The following is a 23,503-nucleotide window of genomic DNA, read 5'->3' on the forward strand; positions in this document are numbered from 1 at the left end:
TCGCTAGAGCATGACACTAGTCATTCGGTCGCGCAAGCAGGGTGTCGATCAGCGTCCGGGCCGCCCAGTCGGTCCAGACGGGGTCACTCCAGCCCCGATAGCGGGTGAGGAGGTGGTAGGTCTCCGGCGCCAGGACGGCGAGGGCGGTGTCCGCGGCGCGAAGTGCGTTGAGGTCGGCGCGCAGCGCGTTCTTGGCGGCCAGGGCGCCGGTGAACACGGCCAGGACCGTGTGCCGTTGCGTGATGTTGGTGCGCCACAGCTCGGCGATCTCCGGGTCCGTGGCGGCTGCCGAGCGGACGACCTCCAGTAGCGGCGCCACCCGGGCATGGATGTCGGCGGTGGCTTCGGCGAGCCGGCGCAGCAGCTCCGGCGGCGGCGCGGCGAGCGCTTCGGCGACCCACGGCCGGTCGAGCGTGGCGACCGGGGCGTCGTCGCCGGCCACCTCGACGTCGAGCAGCTCCTTGAGGATCGCGCGTTTGGTCTCGAAGGTGAAGTACAGCGTCTGCACGGCCACGCCGCCTTGGGTCGCGATGGCCTGCATGCTCGTGGCGGTGTAGCCGCGTTCGGCGAACAGCTCACGGGCGGCGGTGAGCATGCGTGCGCGGGTCTGGGCCGTCTTGGCCGCGCGCACTCCGGGCTTGGGTCGGGTCACCGGCGATCTCCTCATTTGACTAGAGCATCACTCTAGTGCACTCTTCGCTGGAGTATCGCTCTAGCGAAAGAGGTGATGTATGGGCAACCGCACCATGACGGGTCACACGGCCGCGCTGGTGTTGATCACTGCGGTGGAGTTGGTGGTCTTCCTGGACACCACCGTCGTGAACATCGCGCTGCCGAGCATCGGCGCCGGCCTGCGACTGGACGAGGCGGGACTGGCCTGGGTCACGAACGCGTACTTGCTGGCCTTCGGCGGCTGCATGCTGGTCGGCGGACGCGCGGCCGATCTGCTCGGCGCGCGGCGAGTCTTCGCCTTCGGGCTGGCCCTGTTCACCGCCGCATCGGCGCTGGCCGGAATCGCGGGCAGCCCGTGGATGCTCATGGCGGCACGCGCGGCGCAGGGCATCGGCGCCGCTGTCACGGTCCCGGCCCAGTTGGCGCTGCTGACGCGGACGTTCACCGAGCCGGCCGCCCATCGCCGGGCGTTCGCGGTCTGGGGGGCGATGGGCGCGGCCGGCGCCGCCATCGGCACGGCGACCGGCGGCCTGCTCACCGACGGACTGGGCTGGCGGTCGATATTCCTGATCAACCTGCCCGTGGGCGTGGTGGCGCTGGCGCTGATCAGGAGACTGCTGCCCGCCGACCCGCCGCACCGTGCGCGTCCCGCCACGCGGCTCGACCTGCCCGGCGCCGTCCTCGGCACGACCGGCCTGCTGCTGCTCGGGTACGCGGCCGGCGCGCTCGCCGACCCCGGAACCTGGACATCGGCCGCGATCCTGCTGGCGGTCGCGCTGGTGCTGCTCGCCGGCTTCGTCGCCGCCGAGGCGCGCGCCGCGGTGCCGCTCATGCCGCTCCGGCTGTTCCGGATCCGCCAGGTGACCGGCTCCGCGATCGTCAACGCGCTGGTCGGCGCGGCCCACGTACCGGCGTTCGCGCTGCTCGCCCTCTACCTGCAGAACACCCAGCACTACAGTCCCACGCGGTCCGGCCTGGCGGTCCTGCCGGTCGCGGCAGCCGGGCTGATCGCCTCCCGAACCGTCATCCCGGCCGCCGTCAAGCGCTTCGGCGCCCCTGCGTTGCTGGCGGGCGGACTCGCGTTGCAAGCCCTCGCGCTGGCCTGGTTCGCCACACTGCCCGCCACCGTGGACTATCTCACCGACGTGCTGCCTGCCGCACTGATCCTCGGCATCGGCCTGCCCGCCTCATTCGTGGGCGTCACCGCGCCCGCTGTCACCGCCGTGGACCAGACCGATGCCGGGGTGACCGCCGGCATCGTCAACACCGCCCAACGCATCGGATCCGGCCTCGGAGTAACCGCCATCCTGGTCCTGGCCTCCACGATTACCGGTACGGCCGGCTACCTGGCCGGACTGCGAACCGGCTTCGCCGCCGCGGCAGCCCTCGCGTTCCTCGGCTGCCTCCTCACCCTCGCCCTGCTGCGCCCCAACCCCTTGGCGACACCGGTCGCCCACCCGGCGGAAAGGCCACACCGTTGAACACCCGCAGCTCCGCGGTCACCATGACGACCGCCATCGCTGGAGCCGTCCTGTTCCTGCTCGGCACGATCCTGCACCCGGCCCGCGACGGCCATGGCATGGCTGTCGTCGTTGACCGATACGGCATCACCCACGCCATCCAGGCCATCGGCCTGGCCCTGCAAGCAGTCGCCCTGGCGAGGCTGACCCCCGCTCGCCGCCTGTCGGCGCACCACGCCGCGCTGGCCGGCGTCCTCGCCTGGCTCGCGCTGATCGTCTACGACGGCTCCCACAACCCGGTCACCGCCCGATTCGCGCCCGAACTGGTCCACACGTCAGCCGATCTCAGCCCTGGTGGGGCGTTGTTCGTGCTGCCCGGGCTGCTGCTCTTCCCCGCCGGGTACGCCATCCTCGCCACGTCGCTCGCCCGCGGCGGAGCCCGCTGGTGTGCGCTGTTGCTCGGCATCGGCGCGCTCACCTACTGGCTCGGCGGCCTTCTCATCTTCGCGGCCGGCCCGCGTTCGCCGTTCGTCCAGATCCTCGAAGTGATCGGCGCCGGCCTGTACGCGCTCGGCTTCGCCCTGCTCGCCCGAACCAGGCTCACCGCACCAGCCTCAGGGCGAGCGTCGTGACCCCGGCCGTCGTCATCATCGGAGCCGGTCCGGCCGGGTTGGCGGCCGCGGCCGCACTGCGGCGGCGCCGGATCGACCCGGTCATCCTCGAGCAGGGCGACGCGGTGGGCACCTCCTGGCGTCACCGCCACCAAGACCTGCGCCTGAACACCATCCGCTGGCTCTCCAACCTGCCCGGTCTGCCCATCCCTAGACGCGCCGGCCGGTGGGTCGCCCGGGACGACTACATCGACTACATCGAACGCTTCACCCGGCACACACGACTCCACGTACGTTGCGGAGTTCAAGCCCGCCGGATCGACCCCGCGGCCGGCGGCTGGCAGATCACGACGAACGACGGCCACCACCACAGCCGGCACGTCATCGTCGCCACCGGCCACGACCGCGTCCCCACCATGCCGGACTGGCCCGGGCGCGCAGGCTTCCAAAGGCCGATCCAGCACGTCGCCACCTTGCGCCGCGCCGCCGACCTCGCCGGCTCCCGTGTCCTGCTCGTCGGCGCCGGCAACTCCGGCGTCGAGATCGCCGGCCACCTCGTCGACGCGGGCGTCCAACAGCTATGGATGTCGGTGCGCACCTCACCGACCATCCTGCCCCGGCACCTGTACGGCGTCCCTCTGCACCCGCTCACCCTCGCGCTGCGTCTGTTGCCAGAGCCGATCCGCGACCGCCTCACCCGCGCCGTGGCGCACCACGCGTTCGGCGACCTACGCGCCCACGGACTCCCCACCCCGAGGCAAGGCCCGTTCGAGCGCATGCGTACCACCGGGGTCACCATCGCGATCGACCAAGGCTTCGTCGGGCATCTCACCGCCGGCCGGGTGCACATCGTCACCGTCGTCGACCACCTCGACGGCCACGATGTCGTGCTACGAGACGGCACCCGGCTACAACCGGACATGGTGCTGACCGCCACCGGCTACGACCCCGGCCTCGCCGATCTGGTCGGACACCTCGACGTTCTCGACCACGACGGCCGTCCCCACCGTGACGCGGGCAAGCACCGGCCCACCACGGGACTCTGGTTCATCGGATACCAACCGGCGATCGAAGGCAGTCTCCGCCGGCTTCCCATCGAGGCGCGGCGGATCGCCCGCGCGATCGGCAACGGCCCCAAGACACCGATCCGAACCTGACCGAGTCACCGAGACAACTCACGTCATCCCTCAACCACCCAGGAGTTCAGCATGTCCGTCCGCCACGTCGTGCCTGTGCCCAGAAGATCAGCCACCGGTCGAGTCGCCGAGGTGTACGCCCAATCGACGGCCGACTTCGGGCAGGTCGCGTTCATGATGTTGTCTCCGGCGCCCGAACTGCACGCCGCAGCCTGGGCCGTGCTGCGCGAGTCGGAACTCGCAGGACTCGCACCCCGCACCGACAAGGAAGTCGTGGCCGTGGCCGTGTCACAGGCCAACCGGTGCCGGTTCTGCATCGACGCGCACACCATCCTGATCCACGCCCTCGGCGAACACCAACTCGCCGAGGACCTGCTCAACGACCGAGTCCCGACCGACCCTCACCACGCCGCGCTGGCGACCTGGGCGAAGGCCACCCGAACCCTCGACCCGGCACATCTGGCGGCACCTCCGTTCCAGCCCGAACTCGCCGCCGAATACATCGGCACGGCCCTGTCGACCCACTTCATCAACCGCATGTTCTCCACGCTCACCGACGAGCAACTGCTCCCCGGCAATCTGCAACGAGCACGGTCGGTACGCCGGGTCGGGGCCATGGCCTACACCCGCACCGTCCACCAGGAACTCGCCCGAGGTGACAGCCTGCCGCTACTGGCCGGCATCCCAACGGCGTCACGGCCGGCCTGGGCCGGCGATACCCCGATCGGGGCCGCGTACGCCGCCCTGCGCAGCGCGGCCGCCGACGGCGCCGCGCTCCTGAGCGAGCAAAGCCAGAACCTTCTCCGAGCCACGGTCGCCGAACCCACCGCCACCGGCCCGCTTTCGCATGGCACGTGGCTGACACAACGCTTGACCAGGCTTCCCGAAGCCGACCGACCCGCCGCCAAACTCGCGCTGCTGGCCGCTCTCAGACCACACGACATCGCCGAAGCGGACGTCACCGCATGGCGCGCCACGACCTCCGCCAACGACACCCATCTGGTACGCCTGCTCGGCTTCGGTGCCATCACCGCAGTGGAGCGGATCGAGGAAGCCATCACCAGCCGAACATCAACTGGATGAGGACGAACGCACCCGCGGAGCGATATCCACCATGATGACACCGTAGAGGACGCCCGTGTCCGTCGCGCTTTCCCCGGCCGGCCCAACTCCGCCCCCGATTCGGCCACCGGCGCGACGACCGGCATGACGACGATGGTCACAGTCGACCAAGAAGTCCCAGGTCGCTACCGCTAATTTCTGCACTCAGCATCTCGAAGGCCGGAACGCTCGTCAACGGCACGCCGGACCGGGAGGACCTCGTCCTGGCACGGGCCGGGTTCGAGAACCTCGAACGGCATGTCGTGCCGGCCGGGGAAGTGGTCGACCGTACAACGGACGACATCGTGGCGTGGGTGTTCTCCCGATCCGACTCCGCCCCGCACCTGTTCGGCGACAAGCTGGAGGACTTCGAGCGGGACCTGCGCGCGGTCCTGCAGCAAACATCACCCGATAACCGCTTCGCAGAGCGTCTTCCGGCAACCGAGATCATGACCTGGAGCAAGCCGCATGGTGAGCGGTGACGGCGATCGCCGCGGCATGCCACACGTCTCAGCCGCCGATGTCGTCGTCGTGGACATCGCCTGGATCACCCAGCGGTCGCAACCCTCCCGGCAGCTCGGGCAGGGCGAAGGAGTAGCGGCCCAGCATGTTCACGTGCGCGTGGATTCTGATCGGGTAGGTCAGCCAGCTGCGGGGCGTAGGAGAACCCCGCCAGAGTGAGCAGCCCGTAGACGATGTCGCTGTAACTGGCGGTATCGGTGACGATCATCTCGGGGCGTTTGCCGCCGTCGCGGTCATACAGCACGTCCAGCACGTACAGCGAATCGCGCGGGGTGCCGGCCACGACCATGCCGCCCAGGCCCGAAGCCTGATCGTTCAGCATGTTCAGCCAGGTCGCGCCGCGGCCCCGGCCGAAGTACTTGGGGTTGGGCCGGGCATGGATCGTGGCCGTGGGGACGACGAAGCGCATCCCATCGACCGAAGCCACCGGCCCGCCACCCCACACCTGGGCCAGGCCGATTCCGGCCTGGGCGTCGATGAGGGTGGCGTTGGCGGCCTTGTAGGTGGCCAACCGCAGGTAGGTCTGATCGACATGGGACAACCGGTCGCGTCTCAGCGCCTTGGCGCCGCCGATGACGGGGGTCATCCCGACGTTGCAGCCGTGCGCCACCAGCAGCGCGGCGATCGAGATGGGAAGGTCGGCCAGCCGGGCCGCTTCCCCGGTGATGGAGGTGAACGCGGCATCGGCGCCGGTCCAGGAGAACACCTCCAGCAGCACCTCGGGCAGGTCCACCCGGGGCATCATCGCCTCCACTGCCTCCCGCAACGCCACCAGACTGTCGGGTTCGGGGACCGGTTCCAACGCCGCCAGGTGGAGCCGCCCGTCGTCGCCCATGCCCGCGCTAGTGTTGGCCGGCAATCGCCCGGCGACCTCTCGGTAGGCCGCATCCAGCGTCTCGGCCTGCCGGGTCAGGTAGGTGCCCGGCTGCTCGGGCAGGCGCAGGCTGGCCAATACCGTGGGCCGCAGCGCCTCCCACACCGGGCCCTGCAGGAGTTTGGCGCCCGGGTCACCCCACTTGGAGGAGTTGATCGCGAAGATCTCCCGGCGGCGCAGCAGTCGGTGGAACTGCTCCAGCACACAGAACGCGTACGCCTTCCAATCCACCTGCCCTTCTTGCAAGTGCGGCGCCCGCAGCACCAGGCGCCGCCACGACCCAATCAGCAGCGACGCGTTGATCTCCTCCGGGGTGACGCGCTTGCGTCCCATCAAAGAGGGCAGCGTCCTCAGCGCGGCCAGCACCGGCCGGCCCTCGGCCGTAGCCCCGAACTGGATCACCTCACACAACTGGGGCAGGAAGGGCCGCACCATGGCGAAACAGCCCACCAGCATCGCCCGCCACGCCTCATCGGCATCCGAATCGGCCGGCGGGGTCAGCTCGATGATCGCCTCCAGCGCCGCAGTCAGCTGCTGGCGCGACACGACCGCCTCGATCGCCGCCCACACCTCATCAATCGACGCCAGCCCCGGTGCCAGGATCTCCCCGGTAGCGACATCGACCTGGTCGTCAGTCGCCTCGATCAGCACCCGCACTGCCTCGGCCAGCGTGGCCGAGGCCCGCTCCACCCGCGGCAGCGTGCGCAGCTTCTCCTTCGACGACTCCCGCTCGGCGCGCGCCAGCAGCCGGGTGGCGATCAGCAAATCGAGCAAGTCAAGAGCGTCATCGACCGACCGGGTGGTCAGATGCACCACCGTCGCCAGGAGCGTAGCGAGCTTGCGCTCGGCGCCGTGCCGGTCGATCAACGTGGCCTTACCGTCCATGCCATAGCGCCACAGCTCGGCCATCCGCCGCGGTGGGATCACCGACACATCCACCTCACCGACGCCGAGCGCGGCGATCTCGGCCACCCGCTCCAGCGCCCGCTCCATCTGCGGACCTGAGGCCTTCACCACCGGGCGTCGCAGCCGCTCCAGCGTGGAGATTCTTGCCCCAGCAGGCACCTCCACCAGCTCGGCCAGCACCCGCCGTTGCTCATCATTCAGCAGGTCATACAGGCTGTCCCACAGCCGCTTGGTGGCTTTCTCCCGCTCCCTGGCCACCAGCCGCGCCAGCCGATGCACCCCCGGCATCAGCACCGGGCGGCTACGCAACTCCGCCACCGCCGCATCGAACAGCGCCTTGGGGCCCTCTCCCGTGGTGAACGCCCGCGCCGCGATCCACCGCGCCAGCCCCGGTTCGACCTCGGCGAAGTCGATCCACCCGCTGGCCTTCTCGATCTCTCCTGCGTGGGTACGCGCGGTTCCATCACGCTGGCCGTCCAGCTTGATACACGACGGGTCGGTGATGCCCAGTTGCTGAGCGAGGTAGTCCACGACCTCGGCAGGGACCTGGCGAGGGTCGGGGAGAAACCGCCGTAGTAACCGGGCTACCCCGAGCTGGACAGCGAATCCGAGCCGGTTGTGATCTCTGCGCTTGGTATCGATCGCCTCGCGGTCAGCGTCATCGAGGAAGAAGTACTTCTCCAGCTGAACGCGCGTAGGCGGCCCCTGAAACGAGGCGAACCCCGCAGCCTGCTCATCGGACAAGAACTCGACCGGCACCGTGAACCTCCGCAGGTCTACGACAAGACCCTCGAAGGCTTCCGGTAGCGATCACCAGCGGTCAAACCGATGCTCACCAGGACAAACGCTTAGCGCACGATCCGGTTCCGATGTTCCTCAGACCCCGTGTCCCGATCGGGCTACTACGAATGGCGCGAGCGGCCGGCCTCGGCCACCGCGCAACGCCGGACGCTGCTGGCCGCATCGGTCGCCGAGATCTTCGCCGGCTCGCACGAGACCTACGGCTACCGGCGGGTGCACGCCGCCCTGGCCCGCCGCGGTGAGCACTGCTCGGCCGAGTTGGTGCGTGCCCTGATGCGGGAGCAGGGCCTGGTTCCGGCTCAGGTGCGGGCGTTCCGGCCCGTCACAACGGTGCAGGGCGACTTCCGCGGCATCCCCGACCTGGTCAGCCGTGACTTCACCGCCGCTCGTCCGGGCACCAAGCTGGTCGGCGACATCACCTACGTCCGCACCTGGGAGGGCTTCCTCTACCTGGCCACCGTGATCGACTGTCACAGCAAGGCGGTTCTGGGCTGGGCGATGGCCGACCACTACCGCACCGCCCTGATCAAGGACGCGATCCGGATGGCCGCCGGCACCGGCCTGCTCCAGCCCGGTGCCCTGTTCCACACCGACCGCGGCTCGAACTACATCAGCGACGAGTTCGGCCGCTTCCTGACCGGCCTGGGCATCCGCCGCTCGGTCGGCCGCACCGGCGTCTGCTACGACAACGCGATGGCCGAGTCGTTCTTCTCCGCGCTCAAGAACGAATGGCTGCACCGCTTCGTCTTCACCACTCGAGCCAAGGCAAGACGGCAGGTCATCCGCTATATCGAGGGGTTCTACAACCATCGGCGCCTGCATTCGGCGCTCGGCTACCGACCACCCTTCGAAGTGCTCAACGAGTCCCTTTCAACTCCGACGGCCGCATAGGCTACGCCCATAAGCTGGCTGTCCGGAATCTCCGTGGCCCCTCACGGCGTCGATGGCGAACATGATGTCACCCTACGGTTGATCTCGCCGGATCGCCGACCCGATGAACCCGGCGAAGTCTGGCTGCGGTCGGCCCAGCACCTCAATACGGGCGGCGCTGTTACCTCATCCACGCGCGAGACGGGATCACCAGCGCGAGCACGGGTCGGCAGGTCCGGGCGATGCGTGCGACGACGTTCGGATCACCTCGGCTGCCAGCGACAGATCTTCTTGGAGGTGAGGGTCGCGCCGATGCGGGCGTAGAAGCGTTGGGCGGCGACGTTGGCTTCCGTCACCTCCCAACGGATCACCTTGCCCTCGGCAGCTTCGGCCGCGGCCTGCATCAGCCGCTCGCCTACGCCGTTGCCGCGTTCGGCGTCGGTGACGTACAGGTCGTCCAGGGCGAGGTAGTCCTGGCCGGACCAGAAGCTGATGCGCTCGAACCAGGAGACGTAGCCCACGGCCTGGCCGTCTCGCTCGGCGATCAGATAGGTGATCTCCGGGCGGGCCAGCATTGACTTCAGCTCCTCGACGCTTGCGGTGATGGCCGAGGTCTGGCCTTGGTGTTCGGCCAGACCTCGTATGAGGTCGTGCACGGTGGTGGCGTCATCGGGTGTGGCGCGGCGGATCGATGTCATGATGATCCTTTCAGGTGTGCTTCAAGTCGGTCGCCGCTTACAGGGCGGCTCTGGTCGTGGTCGCGGGAGTGGCCGGCGTCGCAGCGGTGTTGCTGAGCCGCTGTAGCGCCGGCGATCAGGCGATCCCCGCTCACTGAGAGCCGGCTTGCCCCGTGGGTGACGGGCGGCCGGGCGTCACCAGCGCTGCGATGACTGCGCCGACCGCCGATGCGATCGCGGCCACGGTGAATCCGCTGGTGAAGCCGTGCAACGTGGTCCCGGCCAGGCTCGCGGCTGCGACGCTTGAGATGACGGCGGCTCCGATGGATGCGCCGAACTCGTGGAAGGTGCTCACGATGCCGGAGGCGATCCCGGCCTCGTGGGGCGCCACTTGACCGAGTGCGGTCGCCGAGGCGATGACGAACATCGCGCCGGTGCCTGCCGCCGCGACGGCCACGCCGGCCACGACGCTGACGACGTTCGTCGAGAAGGCCGGTACGGCCATGCCGATCGCCGCGACCGTCAGACCCGCGACGGCCAGGGCGCGCCCGCCCCAGCGGCCGAGCAGGCGTCCGGTCAGGTTGGCGCCGAGCATGGTCGCCAGCGCGACCGGCAGGAACAGCAGCCCCGCCTGCAGCGCGCCATAGCCCAAAGCGTGTTGGAAGTAGAAGGTTCCCAGGAAGAACACAGCGATCATCAGTGCCGTGGCCATCAGGATCAGGAAGGCCCCGACCGCCACAGGGCGCCGGGCAAGCAGTCGCACGTCCATCAGGGGCGAACGTGCCCACCTCTGCCACAGCACGAACAGCACGTAACCCACGGCAGCCGCGAGCACGAGCCACCCGGTGAGAGCACTGAGCCACCCCTTCTCACCGGCGGCGATGAGGGCGTAGATCAACGACGCGCTGGCGGACGTCACCAAGATCGCACCGAGTACGTCGAGCCGGGGCCGGGAGGCGGCCGAAGGCGTACGCGCCGGAAGCAGTACGGCGAGGACCACAGCGATCACCAGGCCGATGGGCACATTGATGTGGAACACCCACGACCATCCCGGACCGGCGGTGAGCAGGCCGCCGAGGAGAACGCCGAGCGCGGCGCCGCCGCCGCCGAGCGCGGACCAGACCCCCAGGGCCTTGTTCCGCTCCTCTCCGTCGAACAGGGCGACCACCAGCGACAGCGCCGCGGGCGACAGCAACGCGGCCCCGACGCCCTGGGCCACCCGACCGGCCAGCAGCATGGCCGCCGTCCCCGCCAACCCTGTGACCAGCGATGCCACGGTGAACAGCAACAGCCCGGCGATCACGATCCGTTTGGCGCCCAGCAGGTCTGTGATGCGGCCGCCGAGCAGCATGAGGCCGCCGAAGGTGAGCGTGTACGCGCTGACCGTCCAGGTCAGGGCCTCGCGGCTGAGTGCGAGGTCCGTCTCCATGTGGGGCAGCGCGATGGCGACGACGGTGACGTCGAGGATCAGCATGAGCTGGGCCACGCCGAGGAAGCCGAGGATGCGCCACCGGCCCGGGAGCGGCTCGTGGAGCTCTGCCTGTTGCGCTGCGGGTTGAGTCATCGAATCCTCCAAGCGCTATCTCGTATGTCCATATACGAGTTCTGCTGCACACTATAAGCCGTATATGCGTATACGAGATAGGGTGCTGGCATGGCTGCACCTTCTGCGCGCTCCAGGCGCCGTGCCGACGCCGAGCGCAGTATCGCCCGCATCGTGTCGGCCGCTCGCGAGTTGATGCGTTCGAACCCGCATGCGACCACCGATGACATCGCGCTGGCTGCCGGCGTCGGGCGGATGACTCTGTACGGACACTTCCGGACTCGGGCCGACCTCATCGAGGCGGCACTTGTCGACGCGCTGCGAGAGGGCGACAAGCTGCTGGCCTCCGTCGACCTGACCGGGGACGCACGCGAAGCCATGGGCCGTCTGTTGGCGTCCAGTTGGGAGCTGGTGGCCGAGTCGGCGGCCCTGCTGGCTGCCGCCGAGGAAGTCCTACCCGCTGGACGGATCCAGGACCTGCACGCCGAACCCGTCCAGCGCATGGCCGAACTCGTCCACCGTGGCCAGGATCAGGGCGTCTTCCGTACCGACCTGCCTACCGCCTGGCTGGTCAGCCTTACCCACTACATCATGCACGGCGCGGCGAACGAGGTACGCCAAGGACGCCTGGCCCGGACCGACGCGGCCGACGTGGTCACCAAGTCCATCCAATCGGCACTGGCCGCCTGAGGCGGAGCTCGCCTACCAGGCGGGGGCGTCAAGCTCAGAATCCCTCGATGGCGTTGGGTCCATTCCTGGTGCTGTCCGGGGGGCGGCGTCGTCACCGCAGCCGGTCCGGAGTGAGGTGGCGGACTTCCTGTAGCTATTGCTCGGCCTGCTGCTTGCTCGCGCCTGTGGCAATCGATCGCCTCGTTCCTCGCGAGCAAGGTTCAGAGCAGTTGTGCTTGCAAGAATCCGGCGAGAAGAACGGCGAAGCCGCCAATCTCGCCCACGATGAGCGCCGTCATGAACGCCGTTGTGCCGCGGACTGGATGGTGGAACTGGTTGTTGGTGTCCCGGCGCCAACCGTGAAGGACATAGCTCACGATCGCCGCCATGAAGAACGCCACGACGACTCCCGCCGCGGCGAGATCGACTGCCGCCGGCCAGCCGCTCAGTTCGACGAAGACCGCGATCAGTAAGGTCGCGAAGGAATACAGCAGTGCGGCACGATGCGCGATGTCCACATAGGGGTGAGCCCTGTGCCGCTCCGGGTGGATCATCTGCAGGTATTTCCATACGCCCAGCGTCAGGGCCGCCAGAAAGATCAGTCCTGCCAACAGCAGCGCGACGATGGTGTCATCCCCAAGGGGGGCGTCGCTACGCATGTGGGTCTCCGTGAAGCGGGTCGGTAACGAGGTCGTGACGAACGTAGAGTCCGTCGCATGGGGTGATCGGTGCTTTCCGCTCTGGCCGACCGTGCCCTGAAACGCCCGATGAGGCGGACCGGCAGGTAGCGACCCCGGTTCTCTGCCAGGAGAGGGAACGCTGTGTCGGTGAAGCGCTGCCCGTCCTGGTCGGCGGCCGACCGCTGCGCCGCACGTGCCACGCCGGGCATGCCCTTGGGGCGGGCTTGTTCGCTGCGGCGCCGACGCACTTTCTGGGGGTATCCGGGCGCGCCGGCCGCTGCCGGCGCTCGTACCTCTTTCGATGCTTCTCGCGGTACCACGTGCTACTGCCCTTCCCGTAACTCAAACATCGATGTTCGAGTTATGGGAGCGTATCCGAGTCTCCGCCATGGAGCCACTTTCCCCGGCATCCGAGAGCCGGGGTGTACGGTGACCGGCCGGACCATGAGACGACCGACGCCCGCGGGGCTGACTTGATCACGGTGGCAGTCGACATACTCGTCAAGCCGTCCTTCATCACCGATGGGGGCGTGGCTGAGCTGCGTACACCCGGCTGGGGTGACAGAGTGATGGCCGAGACGGTCGGCCTGGTCTCGGCCGACCATTTGACCGGCGCCTTCAACCTCCTCATCGGTTTCGAGCCAGAGGAGAGCCGATAGAGGACAGACCATCCCGTCTCGAAGGCTGTCGGGACCCCTGGGCGCTCGTCGCTCGTCCGTGCCTGTCTGGCGCCTGACTTCAAGAGCATGCGCTGTCGAGATGCCAGGTGTGGTGGTATGCCGTGACGCTGGCTTCGCGTGGGACGGGGGCGCATGGTCCGTGGTGTTGACGGCGATTCAACACCGTGGCGTGCGTGGTCGATTACCGCCGCTAACCCGGCCGGTCTCTGCAGCCTGGAGAGGTGGTCGCTGCACCTGCATCGCGACCGTGGTCGCCTTTGTGGCCGCCGCCGTCTCACTCCTCCCCGGCTTGGGTGGTGGCGAGGTTCCGGCCGTTGTCCTTCTTGATCCCCGGCCGGGGACAACGGTCAGGCGGCGTGCCAAGGTAAAGAATTGGTCGGTTAAATGCCTGCCTGGTAGGCCTTTTTGAAGCGTTTCTCCGTAGCTGGCTTGTACCGCTCTATGCCATTCGCATACCTTCAATGTCAGTTACGACGTAGGCCGGGTGAACATCCGCGCCACAGTACGTCCCGACCATTGCCGAGACCGCCTCTGATCTGTGTGAACACGGAGAACGACGCGGCCGCCGAATCCGCACGGACAAACACGCGGAACCGGGGACCCACATTCTGTGGGGTGAATCGGAACACCCTCCCGCGAGGGCATCCGTAGGGCACTTCCACGCCCGAACCCGTCAGCTAACCCGGTAGGCGGAATGGAAGCAAGGAGCAATACCTCTTCATGACCATCAACGCCTTCACCCGTGCCCTGACGCCCGCCACCCTCACTCGCCTCGCCCTCGGCGTGAGCGTCGCCGCCGGCGCGGTTCTCACCGCAGCCCCGGTCTTCGCCGACCAGGCGTCCGGCGCACGTTCCGACACCGTCGCCTCGCACAGCGCCGAGGAGAAGAGCGCCGGGCAGGTGAGCGCGCAGTCCGTCCTGAAGATCGCCGAGTCGCAGGTCGGTGTGACCGAGAACGCCGCGGGCGGCGGCACCCCGTTCCACAGCTGGTACATGTCCTCGCCCCGCGCGAAGGAGACCGTGGCCCGCGACGGCGGCAGTCTGCAGTCCTACGCCAACGCCCCCTGGTGCGCGATGTTCGTCTCCTGGGTGGGGGAGAAGGCCGGCGCCCGGTCCACCGTCGGCTGGGACGCCTACACCGTCACCTACGCCAAGTGGTTCGAGGCCAACAAGCACTGGGGGAGCCAGGCCAAGCCCGGCGCAGTGGTCTTCTACTCCTGGGACGACAAGTCCGTCGAGAGCATCGACCACGTGGGGCTGGTCAAGCAGGACAACGGCGACGGCACGATCACGGCTATCGAGGGCAACACCGGCAACGGCAAGGTCGAGGAGCGCGTCCGGCCCAAGTCCCAGGTGGTCGGGTACGGCTACCCGCAGTACAAGGCCTGACAGTCGACCGAGGATTCCTCTCCAGTGCGATGGTGAGGGCAGCAAAGTGGCGCAGGGCGTGGCCCTGCGCCACTTTCGTGTGTCAGGAGCGAAGCCGTGAGGCCGGCGCCTTGTGTCGGCCCGGCTCATGCTCCAATGTGGCGCATCACGGCGGAGAGCGCTTCGGCTGCTCGCCACACGTCCACGAACGTCGCGTACGAGGGGGTGGAGCCGAACTGCAGGATGCCTGGCCGCCGGGCGGGGGCGATGACCCCATGTCCCGTTTGCGCGACGGCAAGGGCCGGCGCGAAGCTGCGGCTGAGAAGCAGCACGAAGGCGAGGGCGCCAACTTCACCAGGAAGGAGGCAGCCTCGGATCGAACCATTCGGCGCCTGGTGAATGCGGCCCACCGCGGCCACGGCCGCCGCCAGTGATGGTGGCGGCCGTGTACCCGGATCAGGTCTGCTGGTAGCCGAGGAGGGTCATCATGCCGGATTCGGCGTGGTAGATGTTGTGGCAGTGGATCATCCAGAGCCCTGGGTTGTCGGCGTCGAAGTCGACGTTCAGCGTGCTGCCGGGCAGGACGATGGCGGTGTCCTTCCGGACGCCGCCGTCCGCCAGGGCGAAGGTGTGGCCGTGCAGGTGCATGGGGTGCCACATGGTGGTCCGGTTCACGAACGACAGCCGCACGCGTTCGCCCGGCCGTACCGGGGAGATGATCTTCGGGTCGTACTTCTTGCCGTTGATCGCCCAGTCGTAGGCCATCATGCTGCCGGTCAGCTCCAGCCTGACGACGCGGTCGGGCTCCTTGGCCGCCAGGCGCACGCCTTCGGCCGGCCGGAGCTCGGCATAGCGGACGACGTCGCCGTCCAGTTCGCGGGGGCGTACGTCGGCCTTGGGAGCGGAAGCGCCGTCGCCGGTCCGGATCAGGCCGCGGGCCACGGCGTTCTTGCCCTCGGCCAGGGCGACCAGCGGGAAGACGCCGTCCTTGAGGGTGACCAGCACGTCGGTATTTAGGTAAGTGACCGGGGCAGGCTTGCACGCCGGATCGGGATGAGGATGCTGACCGTACAGTTCCCGCCGCGGCGGCCGGGAGGCCGTCATGTATGCAATCGGAGGCCACTTGCGGCCGGCCTCCCCTCGGGCACGCCATATCCACCGTGGACGGAGCATGCGAGTGGCCAGGGATCATGACCAGCGGATATCGCTTGACGCGGGCGGTGAAGGTGGGCGTCGATACCAGCGCCCCCGACTAACGGCCCCATGGGTGTTCCGCGACGGCTGTTCCCGGGCGTGTGCGTGCCCCGGGGTGGCTGGAACCGGGCCCTGGGTACCGCTGTCAATCCGTGGGCCGCCGGACGGGCGTGATCGTGCCCTGTGCGGTGTGTCAGAAAACCCGCCGGTCGGGTCGCGCATGGGCGCATCGCAGGGGCGATGGCGTGTCCAGCCGGTCGTGGGGTGTGAAGGAACGCGTTGTCGAGGTGTGACGACGCGGTCAGCAGCCGATCAGGAGATGAAGGGCAAGACGACACAGATGAACGGAACCACCTTCAAGACGTGTTCCTGCCGCGACGAGGCTACGGGCAAGAGGCTGGGTAAGGCATGTCCGAAGCTGCGTCGTCCCGGAGGAGGGGAGCGGTGGAGCAGCACCCATGGCCGGTGGGCCTACCAGCTGGAGCTGCCGGCGCACGCGGACGGTCGGCGGCGTAATCCGCTGCGGCGTCGGGGCTTTGCCACGCTGGAGGAGGTCGAGGCGGAGTTGGAGCAGGCCCGGGCGCTGCTGGCGCTGGATGAGGACCCGCACGTGCAACGGAAGATCGCCGAGCTGATGCTGGCCACGCTCAAGGACAACAAGGCGTTGCCGCCGGTGGAGGAGGTACGGCGCAAGGTCCGCACCCGTCAGGACCTCAACCCCACCGTCACGGTCGCCGAATGGATGCAGGAGTTCTTGCGCCGCAAGCGGAAGATCGACGTGACTACGCGCCGTTCGTACGAGGCGCACATCCGTCTGTACTTCACCCCTTACCTGGGTGATATCCGGCTGGATCGGCTGCGGGTGTCGGATGTGGCGGGGATGTTCGATGCGATCGAGGAGTTCAATGACGTCATCACCACCGCCCGCGTCAGTGGCGATCTCGAGGAGCGGGCGAAGGTGCGGTATCGGCGGCCGGTCGGTCCGGCCATGATGCACCGCATCCGCGCCACTCTCCGGCACGCGCTGAACATCGCGATCAAGCAGGACCGGCTCATCGACTTCAACCCGGCCGCGGTCGTCGAACTCCCTGACGCCGAACGGCCCAAGGCGCTGGTGTGGACCGACGAGCGGGTCGCCGCCTGGAATCGCGACCTGCAGGCGCGGCTCGATGTCGAGCAGCGGCGGCGCGGCGCCCGGCTTAGGAGCTGTTTCTTAGATCAGGTTCGGAGCCAGATGATCAGGGCGGCCAGGGTGACAGTGCCGAGGAAGATGTAGGCGCGCTTGTCGTAGCGCGTGGCCACGGCCCGGAAGTTCTTCAGCCGGTTGATAGCCCGTTCGACGATGTTGCGTGCCTTGTAGCGCTCGGCATCGAAGCCGGTGGGCCGTCCCCCGGCAGAGCCGCGCCCGATGCGGTTGGCGCGCTGGTCACGTGGTTCGGGGATGGTGTGGCGGATCTTACGGCGTCGCAGATAGACGCGATTGGCGCGCGAGGGGTACGCCTTGTCCGCGGCCACGCTGTCGGGTCGGGTACGCGGGCGTCCCAGCCCCAGGCGAGGGACCCGCACCGCCCGCAGCACCCGCTCCAGCTGCGGGCTGTCGCCGTACTGGCCCGGTGTCAGGACCAGCGACAGTGCCCGGCATCGGCCGTCCGCCGACAGGTGGATCTTGGTGGTGAACCCGCCACGGGAACGGCCTAGACATTCCCCAGTCTGACCACCTCCGCCAGCCGGGCGGCCAGTACCTCCAGCACCTGATCGCCCCGGTTTGTCCCGGCGGCGTGCTGATGCGCCCGGACGGTGGTGGAGTCCACGGAGATGTCCCAGTCCACCTGGCCCTGGGCGTCCTGCTCGGCCTGGATCGCGGTCAGCAATCGCTGCTAGGTGCCATCGGCTGACCAGCGGCGGTGCCGCTTGTAGACCGTGATCCAGGGGCCGAATCGTTCGGGCAGGTCCCGCCAGGGCAGGCCGGTGCGAGCCCGGTACAACACGCCGTTGATCGTTCTTCGGTGGTCGTTCCACTGGCCGCCCTGCTGGCCACCTTCGGGCAGCAGCGGCTCAAGCCGCTCCCACTCCGCGTTGGTTAAGTCACCTCGACCCATAGGCCAATCGTGACGATGCAGGCACGATCAGTCAGCAGATCTAAGAAACAGCTCCTAGCGGTCGACATCCACGCCGTACGCGACTGGTGCCCGGCCCGCGGCGTCGCCCTGCGCGTCCTGTCGGGACCCCTGTCCAACTTCCATGACCTCGCGGCCAACGACGCCACGACCGCGCCGCTCATCAACGTCACCTCGGTCGGGCAGTTCCAGCACGACATACAGAACGAGCTGACCGTCGAAGGGATCGCCGCCGAAGCCGAAGCCGAAGGCCGCTACCGTGGCCGCCCGCCCGCGCTGGCGCCCAGCTTGCAGAGGTGCGTTCGCCGTTCACTGACCATGGCACTTCGATCGCGGCTCTCGCCCGTGCGCATCGAGTGAGCCGGGCCGCCATCCGAACTGCGCTGACCGGGCTACTGCCCGGCCAGCCGGGTCCGCCCGCGCCTATCCCGACCCAGTGCCCTGCCGAAGCGTCCGGCTAAGTTACTCGCGGGTACCGCCAGCGGCTGTCCGCAGGTTCAAGCCGGACTCATGATTCGGGCAGCAGTCCTACTGCTCGCAGCCCCTCTTCATAGCCACCCTCGGAACATGCCCAGAATCGCTCGGCGGCGGCGATGACCGCCAGGCGCTCGCATGTCGTCCATGCTTTGATCATGTCCAACAGAGCGTACCCTTCCTCCGCCCATACCGCTGCCGCGCCCAACGCGATCACTGCCTCCACTTCCTGTGCCAGCAGGCGCGTGTTGGCCAGGCGGTCGGTGGAGCACATACCGTTCACCGCGTCCACGACCAGCAGAGCTTGACGCAGGGTGATAGAAGGTATCGCCGTCATGCGCCGGCACGTGCACGCACGGCACGCAGCGCCTCCGTCAGTGATTCGGCGGTGGGGGCGCGTTCCGGGTCGATGAGACGTTGCAGGATCAGCCCCGTCAGCAAGGTCAGGTAGAAGGCGCCGACCGCCCGCTGCGTCGCTGGAGGCGACGTCCCTTCAGCGAGCCAGTAGGTCAATTCCAGGCGTGCGGCCTCCTGAGCGTCGGCCAATGCTTGGCGCAGCTGTGGTCTGCGCTCGGCCTGAGCGAAGACTTCGATGCTGGCCACGAAGACTGGGCGGTGGAGGTCGAGCAGCTCGATCGCCTGCTGCCACAACTTCCCATCCCCCTCGCCTGGCACTTCGCCCGCCATGGCCTGGCGCAGCTTGTCGGCCCACTCGGCGGTCGCCTCGATCATGGCGTTGGCCAGCAGCGCGTCCTTCGATCCGAAGTGGTAGCCGATGGAGGCCAGGTTGGCGCCGGAAGTCCTGGCGATGTCGCGTGCCGTGGTGTGCGCGTAGCCGCGTTCCTGCAGGCAGCGCTTGGCGCCCTCGATCAGCTTGTCTCGCTCTTTCATTCTGCCACCCTATCCAAACAAACGTCACAAACATCTGTTTTGCACGAGCGTTTCAAACGTGTGTATGGTCGTCGGCATGGCACAAGCAACCGCAGCGGCTACGGCCGCGAGCGACTTCAGCCGCCTGTCCAGACTCATCCGGCAGGCCGGGCTCCTCGACCGGCGCCCCCGCTACTACCTGATCCGGATCATCGCCGTCGCAGCGGCCTACCTTGCAGGAGCGGCAGCGTTCCACTGGCTGGGCGACTCCTGGCTCCAGCTCCTGCTGGCCGTCTACTTCGCGATCGTCTTCGCGCAGGTCGCCCTGGTTCTGCACGATCTGGCTCACCGGCAGGTCTTCACCAATCGCCGCCCGAGCGAGATCCTCGGGCGGCTCGGCGGCAACCTCGCCATCGGCCTCGGCTACGGCTGGTGGATGAACAAGCACACCCGCCACCACGCCAATCCCAACCACGAGCAACTCGATCCGGACGTCACACCCGACGTCCTCGTGTGGTCACAGGAACAGGCACGCAACGCGCGCGGCCTGGCCCGGCTCATCGGCGGCCGGCAGGCGTTCCTCCTCTACCCGCTGCTCCTGCTCGAAGGGCTCAACCTGCACGTCAGCGGTGTGCGGGCACTGCGGCAGCCCTGGATGAAACAGCGCTTCCTGGAGGGCGCGCTGCTGTTCGCGCACTTCGCCTGTTACCTGGGTGTGCTGGCTTGGACCCTGTCACCGGGCAAGGCACTGGTCTTCCTCGCCGTCCACCAGGGGCTGTTCGGCGTCTACATGGGCTGCGTGTTCGCCCCCGGCCACAAGGGAATGCCGACCCTCACGGGGGAGGCCAAGCTCGACTTTCTACGCAAGCAGGTGCTCACCACCCGCAACGTGCGCGGTGGCCGGTTCACCGACATCGCCATGGGCGGGCTCAATTACCAGATCGAACACCACCTGTTCCCCAACATGCCCACCCCCAACCTGCGCCTGGCGCAACCCATCGTGCAGGCCCACTGCCGGCAATTGCGCCTGCCGTACCACGAAGTCAGTTTCGTCGCCTCGCACGCCGAGGCGCTGCGTCACCTGCACCAGGCCGGTGCTCCGCTCCGAGAGAAGGGCCGCTCATGAAGGCCGGACGCAAACAGTGGATCGGGCTGGCCGTCCTGGTCCTGCCCGTACTCCTGATCTCCGTCGACTTGCACGTCTTGTCCTACGCGCTGCCGTTCATCAGCGCTTCCCTGGCGCCGAGCGGTGCCCAGCTGCTGTGGATCATCGACATCTATCCGTTCATGCTGGCCGGGCTGCTGCTGCCGATGGGCACGCTCGGTGACCGGGTCGGGCGGCGGCGGCTGCTGATGGCGGGGGCTGCTGCGTTCGGGGCCGCCTCCGCGGTCGCCGCGTTCTCTCCCAGTGCCGACCTGCTGATCGTCACCCGTGCCCTGCTCGGGGTGGGTGGCGCCACGTTGATGCCCTCGACGTTGTCGCTGATTCGCAACATGTTCCACGATGACGGCCAGCGCCGCGTCGCGATCGCCATCTGGACCGGCGCGTTCGCCGGCGGCGCGATGCTGGGCCCGCTGATGGGCGGCGCGTTGCTCGAGCACTTCTGGTGGGGGTCGGTGTTCCTGGTCAACCTGCCGGTCATGGCGCTGCTGCTGGTCCTGGCGCCGCTGCTGCTGCCCGAGTCGAGTGACCCGCGTCCCGGCAGGTTCGATCTGCTCGGAGTGGCGTTGTCGCTGGGCGCCATCCTGCCGACGATCTACGGGATCCAGCACATCGCCCAGGACGGCCTCGGCTGGGCGCCAGCGCTGGCCATCGTCGCCGGGCTGACGCTGGGGGCCGCCTTCGTCAGGCGCCAGCGCTCGATGGCCGATCCGATGCTGGACGTGCGCCTGTTCGGCAGCCGCGCCTTCACCGTCTCGATCGGCGCCAACACCCTCGGGGTCTTCGCGATGGTCGGCTCCAGCCTGTTCACGACGCAGTACTTGCAGATGGTCATGGGCGCCAGGCCGCTCATCGCCGGGCTGTACGCGCTGCCGTCGGCGGGCATGGCGATGCTCGCCGCCGGGCTCGCGCCGATGCTCGTCCGCAAGGTCAGGCCGGGCCTGGTGGTCTGCGCCGGGCTGCTCGTCGGCGCGAGCGGGTTCATGCTGCTGTCCCGGCTGGACGTGACGGGGCAGAGCGGTCTGCTGATCGCCGGGATCATGCTGATGGCCGGTGGCGTCACGCTCGTCCTGACGGTCTCCTCCGACCTGATCATCGCCACCGCTCCGCCGGAGCGCGCGGGATCGGTCGCCGGGCTGTCACAGGTGGCCACCGAGTTCGGCGGCGCGCTCGGCATCTCCCTGCTGGGCAGCATCGGCACCGCCGTCTACCGGGGACACCTCGCCGAGACGGGCGCTCCGTCAGCGGCACTCGACACTCTGGGCGGCGCCCTGGAGTCGGCGCGGCACCTGACGGAACCGGCCGCGACCACGCTGGCCGCCGCCGCCCGCGAGGCCTTCACACAGGGCCAGCACTACGCCATGCTCGCCGCGGCCGCCGCGTTGTGCGTGATGGCGGTGCTCGCTCCCGTCATGCTGCGTGCCGTACGGCAGGCGAAGGGCACCCCGCCGCCACCCCAGGACCGGCACGCCGGCCGCCACGCAATGCGCTGAAGAGGCCGCTTGCCACGGCAGGCGGAAGGGGGCGGGTCGGAACGAGGTGGGCGGAACAGGGCCGCTGGGGCGAGGAGCCTGGATTGGGGCGGCTGGAGTGGGGCCGAGCGTCAGGCGGGTGCCGATTCCCCGTCTCCCGCCGCCTGGGCGACCGCGCGGAGGCCGGTGGCCAGATCGTGGGCCGCCGGGGCGTTGTCGGGGTCGATCTGCCAGCGCACCAGCAGCCCGATGAACAGCGTCAGCAGCACCTGGGCCCCCGCCTCGTCGTGCCCGGGGAGGCGCGCGCTCAGCTCCCGCTGGGCCAGCGCCTGCCCCTCGGCCAGCCGGGCCCGCACATCAGGCAGGTGAGAGGCCTGCGCGAGCGTCTCGACATTGGCCCGCCAGACGGTCGGGTTGGTGCGGAAGGACTCGATCAGCTCACCCCAGAAGGCCTCGAACCATTCCTTGGAGTCGTCGGGAAAAGCCTTGAGGATCTCCGCGACCGCCTCGCCGGTCACCTCGATCATGGCCTGGGTGAGCAGCGCGTCCTTGGAACGAAAGTGGTAGTTGATCGCGGCGAGGTTGCTGCCGGAGACGGCGATGATGTCGCGCACCGTCGTGCGGGCATATCCGCGCTCGGACAGACACTGCTTGGTCGCGGCCAGCAAATCCTCAGGAACTCCCACGTGATGATCCTACCAACGCCTCAAACAAGCGTTTCAAACATCCGTAGCTCACGGTGTAGCCGGCCTCAGAATCGAACCCTTGCCACCAGGGATAGGGACCCTACCAGGGCCGATTCCGGCTTCCGTGCCACCTGCTTACCCTGGGCGGACACGGTGACGTGACGTGACGAGCTGGCCGATGCCGGGCTCGCTGGTGTGAACGGTCACCTGTCTGTCGGGGTTGGGGAGAAAGAGGAGAAGGCGGCTCACCGTTGTTGGTCGTGCGGACGATGTCGCTGCGCCGGTCCTCTGACAGGGCCGGGGCCAGGTCGAGGATCAGGGAGCGCTCGGTGTGCTCGCCGGCCGCGGCCGGAGTGTTGGCCGGCAAGCGGGCCACCTCGCACTGGGGAAGAATGGTCCTTGATCGGGCCCCATTTACCGCTGGGCGAGCGGGGTCCGGTCCCGGATCTGCGGCGGCTGTTCAATGCGGTGATGTGGCGGTTTCGTACCGGCAGCCCGTGGCGTGACCTGCCGGAGGAGTACGGGCCATGGTCCACCGCCTACGACCGGTTCCGCATCTGGGCACTGGACGGCGTGTTCGAGCAGCTGCTGCAGGCCATGATCGCTGAGGCCGCGGCCCGGGGACAGGCCGACCTCGGCCTGGTCAGTGTCGACTCCACCACTGTCCGCGCCCACCATCATGCTGCAGGGATGGTGTTGGACGGCGAGCTAAGCGCAGCGCTGGAAGAAGCCGCTCGGCAGGAAAGGGGGCTACGCCAAAGGGGCAAAACGCCCCCGACGACGATGCCGGCGACCCCAGCGTTGAGGAGCGCAGGGACAACCACGACGGGGCTGACGGGGCTGACGGCGGGGCTGATGACGAAGGGGACGAACGGCGACGGCTACGACGCCGGCACCGGTTCCGGCTGAAGGCGGCCAAGCTGGGCCGCTCGCGGGGCGGGTTGACCAGCAAGGTGCA

The 23,503-nt window shown here is 68.5% G+C and carries 23 protein-coding genes, 2 pseudogenes and 1 riboswitch; of the genes and pseudogenes, 14 read left to right on the forward strand and 11 right to left on the reverse strand.

Going from position 1 to position 23,503, the window contains the following annotated elements; genetic code table 11:
• Positions 1 to 16: 16 nt before the first annotated feature.
• Positions 17 to 652, reverse strand: coding sequence for a TetR/AcrR family transcriptional regulator (locus tag ACIA8R_RS46155; protein WP_397044199.1), 636 nt, complete (start codon positions 650 to 652; stop codon positions 17 to 19).
• Positions 653 to 731: 79 nt separating this feature from the next.
• On the opposite strand from ACIA8R_RS46155, the gene ACIA8R_RS46160 reads away from it, so the two are divergent.
• The 5 genes from ACIA8R_RS46160 (at position 732) to ACIA8R_RS46180 (ending at position 5,462) form a co-directional block, all read left to right on the forward strand.
• Positions 732 to 2,153 (forward strand): MFS transporter, encoded by a 1,422-nt coding sequence (locus ACIA8R_RS46160; RefSeq protein WP_397044201.1) that lies wholly within the window; start codon positions 732 to 734, stop codon positions 2,151 to 2,153.
• Positions 2,150 to 2,764 (forward strand): hypothetical protein, encoded by a 615-nt coding sequence (locus ACIA8R_RS46165; protein WP_397044203.1) that lies wholly within the window; start codon positions 2,150 to 2,152, stop codon positions 2,762 to 2,764. Before ACIA8R_RS46160 ends, ACIA8R_RS46165 begins: the two co-directional genes overlap by 4 nt.
• The gene (locus ACIA8R_RS46170; protein WP_397044205.1) at positions 2,761 to 3,900 is read left to right on the forward strand and encodes a flavin-containing monooxygenase; all 1,140 of its coding nucleotides are present in this window, start codon (positions 2,761 to 2,763) and stop codon (positions 3,898 to 3,900) included. Before ACIA8R_RS46165 ends, ACIA8R_RS46170 begins: the two co-directional genes overlap by 4 nt.
• A gap of 51 nt (positions 3,901 to 3,951) precedes the next feature.
• Complete coding sequence (locus ACIA8R_RS46175; RefSeq protein ID WP_397044207.1) at positions 3,952 to 4,962, forward strand: carboxymuconolactone decarboxylase family protein; 1,011 nt, start codon at positions 3,952 to 3,954, stop codon at positions 4,960 to 4,962.
• Positions 4,963 to 5,285: 323 nt separating this feature from the next.
• Positions 5,286 to 5,462 carry a hypothetical protein gene (locus ACIA8R_RS46180; RefSeq protein WP_397044209.1) on the forward strand — a complete coding sequence of 59 codons (177 nt, stop codon included), beginning with the start codon at positions 5,286 to 5,288 and terminating at the stop codon, positions 5,460 to 5,462.
• Positions 5,463 to 5,527: 65 nt separating this feature from the next.
• Here the strand turns inward: ACIA8R_RS46180 and ACIA8R_RS46185 are convergent, their stop codons facing one another.
• A complete protein-coding gene (locus tag ACIA8R_RS46185; RefSeq protein ID WP_397044211.1) occupies positions 5,528 to 8,041 on the reverse strand; it encodes a Tn3 family transposase in 2,514 nt (837 codons plus the stop codon).
• A 126-nt stretch (positions 8,042 to 8,167) separates the two neighbouring features.
• On the opposite strand from ACIA8R_RS46185, the gene ACIA8R_RS46190 reads away from it, so the two are divergent.
• Positions 8,168 to 8,974, forward strand: a complete 807-nt coding sequence (locus tag ACIA8R_RS46190; RefSeq protein WP_397044213.1) for an IS3 family transposase — start codon at positions 8,168 to 8,170, stop codon at positions 8,972 to 8,974.
• 242 nt (positions 8,975 to 9,216) lie between these two features.
• On the opposite strand, the gene ACIA8R_RS46195 is transcribed toward ACIA8R_RS46190, so the two are convergent.
• Both ACIA8R_RS46195 and ACIA8R_RS46200 read right to left on the reverse strand, forming a co-directional pair.
• Positions 9,217 to 9,651: a GNAT family N-acetyltransferase gene (locus ACIA8R_RS46195; RefSeq protein ID WP_397044215.1), complete on the reverse strand. Its 435-nt coding sequence runs from the start codon at positions 9,649 to 9,651 to the stop codon at positions 9,217 to 9,219.
• A gap of 130 nt (positions 9,652 to 9,781) precedes the next feature.
• Positions 9,782 to 11,206, reverse strand: a complete 1,425-nt coding sequence (locus ACIA8R_RS46200) for an MFS transporter (protein ID WP_397044217.1) — start codon at positions 11,204 to 11,206, stop codon at positions 9,782 to 9,784.
• Positions 11,207 to 11,284: 78 nt separating this feature from the next.
• On the opposite strand from ACIA8R_RS46200, the gene ACIA8R_RS46205 reads away from it, so the two are divergent.
• Positions 11,285 to 11,863: a TetR/AcrR family transcriptional regulator gene (locus ACIA8R_RS46205; protein ID WP_397044219.1), complete on the forward strand. Its 579-nt coding sequence runs from the start codon at positions 11,285 to 11,287 to the stop codon at positions 11,861 to 11,863.
• A gap of 200 nt (positions 11,864 to 12,063) precedes the next feature.
• Here the strand turns inward: ACIA8R_RS46205 and ACIA8R_RS46210 are convergent, their stop codons facing one another.
• The gene (locus ACIA8R_RS46210) at positions 12,064 to 12,501 is read right to left on the reverse strand and encodes a hypothetical protein (protein ID WP_397044221.1); all 438 of its coding nucleotides are present in this window, start codon (positions 12,499 to 12,501) and stop codon (positions 12,064 to 12,066) included.
• A gap of 494 nt (positions 12,502 to 12,995) precedes the next feature.
• Between ACIA8R_RS46210 and ACIA8R_RS46215 the strand changes: the two genes are divergently transcribed.
• Positions 12,996 to 13,181, forward strand: a complete 186-nt coding sequence (locus tag ACIA8R_RS46215) for a hypothetical protein (protein WP_397044223.1) — start codon at positions 12,996 to 12,998, stop codon at positions 13,179 to 13,181.
• 574 nt (positions 13,182 to 13,755) lie between these two features.
• Positions 13,756 to 13,909: riboswitch (cyclic di-AMP (ydaO/yuaA leader) on the forward strand.
• 13 nt (positions 13,910 to 13,922) lie between these two features.
• The gene (locus ACIA8R_RS46220) at positions 13,923 to 14,591 is read left to right on the forward strand and encodes a CHAP domain-containing protein (RefSeq protein WP_397044225.1); all 669 of its coding nucleotides are present in this window, start codon (positions 13,923 to 13,925) and stop codon (positions 14,589 to 14,591) included.
• A gap of 125 nt (positions 14,592 to 14,716) precedes the next feature.
• Here the strand turns inward: ACIA8R_RS46220 and ACIA8R_RS46225 are convergent, their stop codons facing one another.
• Both ACIA8R_RS46225 and ACIA8R_RS46230 read right to left on the reverse strand, forming a co-directional pair.
• Positions 14,717 to 14,989, reverse strand: a complete 273-nt coding sequence (locus ACIA8R_RS46225; protein WP_397044227.1) for a hypothetical protein — start codon at positions 14,987 to 14,989, stop codon at positions 14,717 to 14,719.
• Positions 14,990 to 15,026: 37 nt separating this feature from the next.
• Complete coding sequence (locus tag ACIA8R_RS46230) at positions 15,027 to 15,575, reverse strand: multicopper oxidase domain-containing protein (protein WP_397044229.1); 549 nt, start codon at positions 15,573 to 15,575, stop codon at positions 15,027 to 15,029.
• 508 nt (positions 15,576 to 16,083) lie between these two features.
• On the opposite strand from ACIA8R_RS46230, the gene ACIA8R_RS46235 reads away from it, so the two are divergent.
• Positions 16,084 to 17,040 carry a hypothetical protein gene (locus ACIA8R_RS46235; RefSeq protein WP_397044231.1) on the forward strand — a complete coding sequence of 319 codons (957 nt, stop codon included), beginning with the start codon at positions 16,084 to 16,086 and terminating at the stop codon, positions 17,038 to 17,040.
• Here ACIA8R_RS46235 and ACIA8R_RS46240 read toward each other — a convergent pair.
• Positions 16,983 to 17,863, reverse strand: a pseudogene (locus ACIA8R_RS46240) (IS5 family transposase). The gene ACIA8R_RS46235 and the pseudogene ACIA8R_RS46240 sit on opposite strands and share 58 nt — an antisense overlap.
• A gap of 15 nt (positions 17,864 to 17,878) precedes the next feature.
• Between ACIA8R_RS46240 and ACIA8R_RS46245 the strand changes: the two are divergent.
• Positions 17,879 to 18,241, forward strand: coding sequence for a hypothetical protein (locus ACIA8R_RS46245; RefSeq protein WP_397044232.1), 363 nt, complete (start codon positions 17,879 to 17,881; stop codon positions 18,239 to 18,241).
• Positions 18,242 to 18,389: 148 nt separating this feature from the next.
• Here ACIA8R_RS46245 and ACIA8R_RS46250 read toward each other — a convergent pair whose 3' ends face one another.
• Positions 18,390 to 18,692 carry a hypothetical protein gene (locus ACIA8R_RS46250; RefSeq protein ID WP_397044234.1) on the reverse strand — a complete coding sequence of 101 codons (303 nt, stop codon included), beginning with the start codon at positions 18,690 to 18,692 and terminating at the stop codon, positions 18,390 to 18,392.
• The gene (locus tag ACIA8R_RS46255) at positions 18,689 to 19,246 is read right to left on the reverse strand and encodes a TetR/AcrR family transcriptional regulator (protein ID WP_397044236.1); all 558 of its coding nucleotides are present in this window, start codon (positions 19,244 to 19,246) and stop codon (positions 18,689 to 18,691) included. The genes ACIA8R_RS46250 and ACIA8R_RS46255 overlap by 4 nt, the downstream gene beginning before the upstream one ends.
• Positions 19,247 to 19,322: 76 nt before the next feature.
• On the opposite strand from ACIA8R_RS46255, the gene ACIA8R_RS46260 reads away from it, so the two are divergent.
• Together ACIA8R_RS46260 and ACIA8R_RS46265 are read left to right on the forward strand one after the other, a co-directional pair.
• Positions 19,323 to 20,351: a fatty acid desaturase family protein gene (locus tag ACIA8R_RS46260; RefSeq protein ID WP_397044237.1), complete on the forward strand. Its 1,029-nt coding sequence runs from the start codon at positions 19,323 to 19,325 to the stop codon at positions 20,349 to 20,351.
• A complete protein-coding gene (locus tag ACIA8R_RS46265; protein ID WP_397044239.1) occupies positions 20,348 to 21,880 on the forward strand; it encodes an MFS transporter in 1,533 nt (510 codons plus the stop codon). Before ACIA8R_RS46260 ends, ACIA8R_RS46265 begins: the two co-directional genes overlap by 4 nt.
• 110 nt (positions 21,881 to 21,990) lie before the next feature.
• Here ACIA8R_RS46265 and ACIA8R_RS46270 read toward each other — a convergent pair whose 3' ends face one another.
• Positions 21,991 to 22,545 (reverse strand): TetR/AcrR family transcriptional regulator, encoded by a 555-nt coding sequence (locus tag ACIA8R_RS46270; RefSeq protein ID WP_397044240.1) that lies wholly within the window; start codon positions 22,543 to 22,545, stop codon positions 21,991 to 21,993.
• 195 nt (positions 22,546 to 22,740) lie between these two features.
• On the opposite strand from ACIA8R_RS46270, the pseudogene ACIA8R_RS46275 reads away from it, so the two are divergent.
• Positions 22,741 to 23,121, forward strand: a pseudogene (locus tag ACIA8R_RS46275) (transposase); the annotation flags it as partial.
• Positions 23,122 to 23,503: the final 382 nt, after the last annotated feature.

Source organism: Nonomuraea sp. NPDC051191, assembly GCF_044455665.1.
Lineage (GTDB): Bacteria > Actinomycetota > Actinomycetes > Streptosporangiales > Streptosporangiaceae > Nonomuraea.